General features: G+C 46.5%; 3 protein-coding genes and 2 pseudogenes. 4 read left to right on the top strand and 1 reads right to left on the bottom strand.

The features are described from left to right. Nucleotides 1–801: 801 nt before the first annotated feature. The 4 genes and pseudogenes from DCH402_RS23060 (at nucleotide 802) to istB (ending at nucleotide 4,495) form a co-directional block, all read left to right on the top strand. The gene (locus DCH402_RS23060) at nucleotides 802–1,671 is read left to right on the top strand and encodes a PqqD family peptide modification chaperone (RefSeq protein ID WP_233276341.1); all 870 of its coding nucleotides are present in this window, start codon (nucleotides 802–804) and stop codon (nucleotides 1,669–1,671) included. Beyond that, entirely contained in the window at nucleotides 1,671–2,228 is a 558-nt protein-coding gene (locus DCH402_RS23055) for an SPASM domain-containing protein (RefSeq protein ID WP_233276340.1), read from the top strand. The genes DCH402_RS23060 and DCH402_RS23055 overlap by 1 nt, the downstream gene beginning before the upstream one ends. A 321-nt stretch (nucleotides 2,229–2,549) precedes the next feature. Beyond that, nucleotides 2,550–3,722, top strand: a pseudogene (istA, locus tag DCH402_RS08535) (IS21 family transposase). Between the two features lie 35 nt (nucleotides 3,723–3,757). After that, a complete protein-coding gene (istB, locus tag DCH402_RS08530) occupies nucleotides 3,758–4,495 on the top strand; it encodes an IS21-like element helper ATPase IstB (RefSeq protein ID WP_236887050.1) in 738 nt (245 codons plus the stop codon). Between the two features lie 83 nt (nucleotides 4,496–4,578). On the opposite strand, the pseudogene DCH402_RS22290 reads toward istB, so the two are convergent. Next, nucleotides 4,579–4,698 (bottom strand): annotated as a pseudogene (locus DCH402_RS22290) (IS5/IS1182 family transposase); the annotation flags it as partial.

Raw genomic sequence — 4,698 nt, 5'->3', positions numbered from 1 at the left:
GTGATCTGATCCTTCAACTCAGCAAAAGTTCGATTTATTCAACAAAGCCAGTCAGATAGTGAAAATAAACAGCTTTTGTTTTATGTAATGTCTATGCGTGAGCATGAAAAACATTATCAATTTACATTCGCTTGACAAGAAGGGGTGAAAACCTCTTTTTTTCTTTACCTACACATTTATCTAATAACCTATCCTTTAATTGGATATTTCGTATATCCGCTCCTCGCTCTTAGCAGACCTATAGTGAGAACTGACCGTTTTGGGCCAGAGAGGACGTTGTGACACGGTTGGCAGGATATCTAAACATGCTTGGCGCGCTCGGACAGGATACTTATACCTGCACCGTGCCGCTGTTCTGCCAGTTGTTTGCCGTCACCGTCATATTGCGGCTTTGCATCTGCCCTATCTGGTCAGCGAGCGTCAATTGCCGCCGCTCAGCACGCGTCCGTCGGCAGTCGTGGAGAAGTTAGCACCGTCCCGGCTCAAGGTGTCGTTACCCTGCAACAGGTCGCTAATGATCATTGTTTCAGCCCATGCTAGCAGCAAGTTGACTCTTACAAAACTAGGGAATAACATAATAGACTTACATTTTATGAGGATAATATGTATGATTTATTCAAAACCGGCAGTTTTAGCGAAAAGTTCTGCATACAAGGCGGAATGCCGTCCTAACAATAAACCCAGCGGCAGACCCTGCAACCCTCCTGGACCTGGCAATCGTTAATTTCGCACTCTGACATACAGCGAAGCGGCGACAGTTTTCGTCGCTTCTTTATTTATATACAGCCGAAATATAATCTTATGTATTTTAAACTCAAATCAAATGTACTATTCAGGAATTACGGTGATTATGGTTACATTACGGATGATAGAAACTACAGATATGTAAAAGATGAGGTGATGGGGGAACGGATTGTTTCAGAAAGTGGAGCTGTGTTTTTATCTACTTTAAATAAGACGCCAAAATCTACTCTTGATATATGTACTGAACTACTTGATAAGTTCAAGGATGTCAGCATTGAAATAATAAGAGATGATGTCGAAGAGTTTTTCTCTGAGTTAGTTTATGATGGTTTTTTGTGTAAAGGTGAGACTGCTGCTGAATGTAACAGCAATGATTATGTTTTTACATATAAAGATATAAATAGTAAAGTAAAAATCGACATAAGTAAGGATAATACAGACAATACAAATGAGTTCCTTGAAAAGCATGAGAGCGGAGTAAACCGCTTGACCAGCGTACATATAGAAATCACCAGTAAGTGTAATGAGCGATGCATTCATTGTTATATCCCTCATGAGAAAAAAATAAAAACACTGGACACAAAAAATATCTATTCTTTGTTGAAACAATGTAAAGATATGAATGTGCTGCATATAACTCTGAGTGGAGGGGAGCCTATGTTGCATAAAGATTTTTGTGACATATTAAAGCAATGCAGGGAGTATGATTTCGCTGTCAGCGTTCTTACTAATCTCACGCTCCTGACTGATGAAGTCGTGACTGAGATGAAGCTGAATGGATTGTTGGGGGTTCAGGCATCACTGTATTCAACAGATCCGGTCATTCATGATTCAATAACAAAAATGACAGGAAGTTTTAAAAAACTAAATCATCAATACTTAAATTGGTCGAAAATGATATACCGTTACAGATCAGTTGTCCAGTAATGAAACAGAATAAAAATTGTTATCACGATGTCATTGAATGGGCGAGAAAATATGGAGTTGCTGTCAGTTATGATTATGCTTTGATTGCGGAATATGATCATTCAAATAAAATCATCTGTAATCGGCTCTCATTAAATGAAGCCAGTAAAATTATTAAAGATAAATATTCTGATGATAAAGCTTATCTTGATAAATTGAAAGATGACCTAGTTAATAAGAGTCATGTTGATCCGGAAGACCCTATCTGTTCGATTTGTAGTGTATCTGTTTGTATTGCTGAGAACGGAAACGTTTATCCCTGTGCTGGCTGGCAGTATTGTGTTTTAGGTAATGTTCTGGAAACATCATTGAATGATGTCTGGTATTTTTCTAGGAAAATAAATTCATTAAGAATGATGAAAAATAAAGACTTCCCCGAATGCATGCAATGTGATCTTAAAGGTATCTGTTCAATGTGCATGGTAAGAAACGCAAATGAAGATTGTAATGGTGATTATTTTAATATCAATGAATATTTTTGCAATATAACGAAAATCAAAAAAGAACTGTTGAACTAAAAGCCCCCTAGAAGTTCTGATAGGCTCGCTTCATACGGCCCTTAGCCTAAGGCAATAGGCACAAATTAGTTTGCTCCCGAGCGCCGAGAGAACCCGGCCGAACTGGTGATGTGGGTATCAGTACTATCACCACTTTTGCCCCTGAACATACAATATTTATCCCGGCAAAACGCAAGCGATTTGCCGGGAACAGTTCCAATTTTTTAAGACACCCCCAAGTTGTCAGCAACACTGATATAAGACCGCAAATCACCATGAATTTTGTCCACTCCACCCAACATGGGCTTCTCTTAAGGTTCCTACACCAGACGGAGAAGCCGCATGTTAAGCAGAGGGGACCTTCTCATGATAAAGCAGATGCGTATTCACGGCGCACATATTATCGACATTGCTCACCACATCGGATGTTCCGAGCGCACGGTTCGACGACATCTCACTGAAAAACCTGTTATCACGCGCAAGCGCGAACCCATGAAAAAACTTCGTCCGTTCATGGATTATGTTGACCTGCGCCTGCGTGAGCATGTCTGGAATGCTGAAGTCATTTTTCAGGAGATAAAACAGCAGGGTTACGACGGATGTCGCTCCACTCTGCGTCAGTATGTGCATCCCAAACGGGCTCTGCGGGCATCCAGACAGACCGTACGCTTCGAAACACAACCCGGTCAGCAACTCCAGCACGACTGGGGTGAAATCGAGACGGTTGTCAACGGTCAGCGCTGCAAGGTGAACGTCGCCGTGAATACCCTGGGTTACTCCCGGCACTTCCATGCCTGGGCGACGGATAGCCAGGATGCCGAGCATACCTATGAGTCGCTGGTCAAAGCCTTCGCCTGCTTTGGCGGTAGCGTCAAAACCGTGCTGGTTGATAACCAGAAAGCGGCCGTTCTCAAACATGACAACAGTGGTGAGGTTATCTTCAACAACGGCTTCCTCCAACTGGCAAAACACTATGGCTTCACGCCACGGGCCTGCCGCCCACGCCGGGCACAAACCAAAGGCAAGGTGGAGCGCATGGTGAAATACCTCAAGGAGAACTTCTTCGTTCGTTACCGGCAGTTCGACAGTCTGGCGCATATCAATCAGTTGCTGATGCAGTGGATACAGACGGAAGCTGCCCACCGTCCACTCCGCCAGTTCGACCAGACACCTGCAGCGCGCTTTATCTAGGAGCAGCCCCACCTGCAGGCCTTGCCCGCCGGAGACTTCGATACCAGCTATCACGATATCCGGCAGGTGGCCTGGGATGGCTATATCGAGGTACGGGGTAACCGTTACAGCGTACCGGAAAACTGGTGCGGAAAACCGGTCAGCATCCGTATCTCGCTGGATGACGGGCTCAGGGTGTATGGCGATGACGTCCTTATCGCGACACACCGTCTGGCTGAAAAACAGGCTGGCTGGCAGACCGTCGTCGCACATCACCAGCCCCTGTGGCAGCAAACCTGCCGGGTGGCACGGCGTGCGTTGAGCGATTATGAGGAGCTGCTGTGATAAACGACCTGACAGACCTGCTGGCACGCCTGAAGATGGAGCACCTGACGGACGCGGTGGACAATCTGCTGGAGCAGGCCGTCAGGGAAGAACTTAACGCGCGCGAAATGCTGGTTCGGGTGCTGAGTCATGAATGGCATGGCCGACGGCACAAGGGGCTGGAATCCCGACTGAAACAGGCCCGGCTACCCTGGATAAAAACGCTGGAGCAGTTCGACTTCAGCTTCCAGCCGGGCATCGACCAGCGGGTCATCCGGGAGCTGGCCGGGCTGGTGTTCATCGAGCGTAACGAAAACGTCATCCTGTTAGGCCCACCGGGCGTGGGGAAAACACATCTGGCGGTGGCACTGGGAGTCAAGGCAGCGGATGCGGGTCATCGGGTGCTGTTCATGCCACTGGATAAACTGATGGCAACGCTGGTAAAAGCCAGACAGGAAAACAGGCTGGAGCGGCAGTTGCAGCAACTGGGTTATGTGCGGGTGCTTATCCTGGATGAGATCGGTTATCTGCCGATGACGCGTGATGAAGCGAATCTGTTCTTCCGGCTACTGAACCGGCGTTACGAGAAAGCGAGCATCATCCTGACCTCAAACAAGAGCTTCACCGACTGGGGCGAGGTGTTCGGGGATCATGTACTGGCCACGGCGATCCTCGACAGGTTGCTGCATCACTCAACAACGGTCAACATCAAGGGCGAAAGCTACCGACTGAAAGATAAGCGGAAAGCTGGCTCGTTACCCAAAGCCATAGAGGAAAAACACACCGAAAACTGAATGTTAAAAGCGGACATCAGAAATGATGAAAACCGGACAAAATAAATGGTGAAAAGCGGTCATTAAGCGGTGTTGTTGACAGAAGGCGGGGCTGTGTCATACCACGCCTTAATTGCTTCGTCGTCCAGCCAGAAAGTCATGGAGCCACGGTTGATAAGCGCTTTGTTATAGGTGTGCCAGTTGGTGATTCTGAACTTCCCCCC

The organism is Dickeya chrysanthemi NCPPB 402 (assembly GCF_000406105.1).
Taxonomy (GTDB): Bacteria; Pseudomonadota; Gammaproteobacteria; order Enterobacterales; family Enterobacteriaceae; genus Dickeya; species Dickeya chrysanthemi.
The sequence above is the reverse complement of the archived record's forward strand: the minus strand, read 5'-3'. Positions and strand labels throughout refer to the sequence as shown.

Coding starts and splice junctions, on each gene's coding strand:
- DCH402_RS23055 (WP_233276340.1), top strand. CDS start 1,671: ATGAAACAGAATAAAAATTGTTATCACGATGTCATTGAATGGGCGAGA.
- DCH402_RS23060 (WP_233276341.1), top strand. CDS start 802: ATGTATTTTAAACTCAAATCAAATGTACTATTCAGGAATTACGGTGAT.
- istB (WP_236887050.1), top strand. CDS start 3,758: ATGGAGCACCTGACGGACGCGGTGGACAATCTGCTGGAGCAGGCCGTC.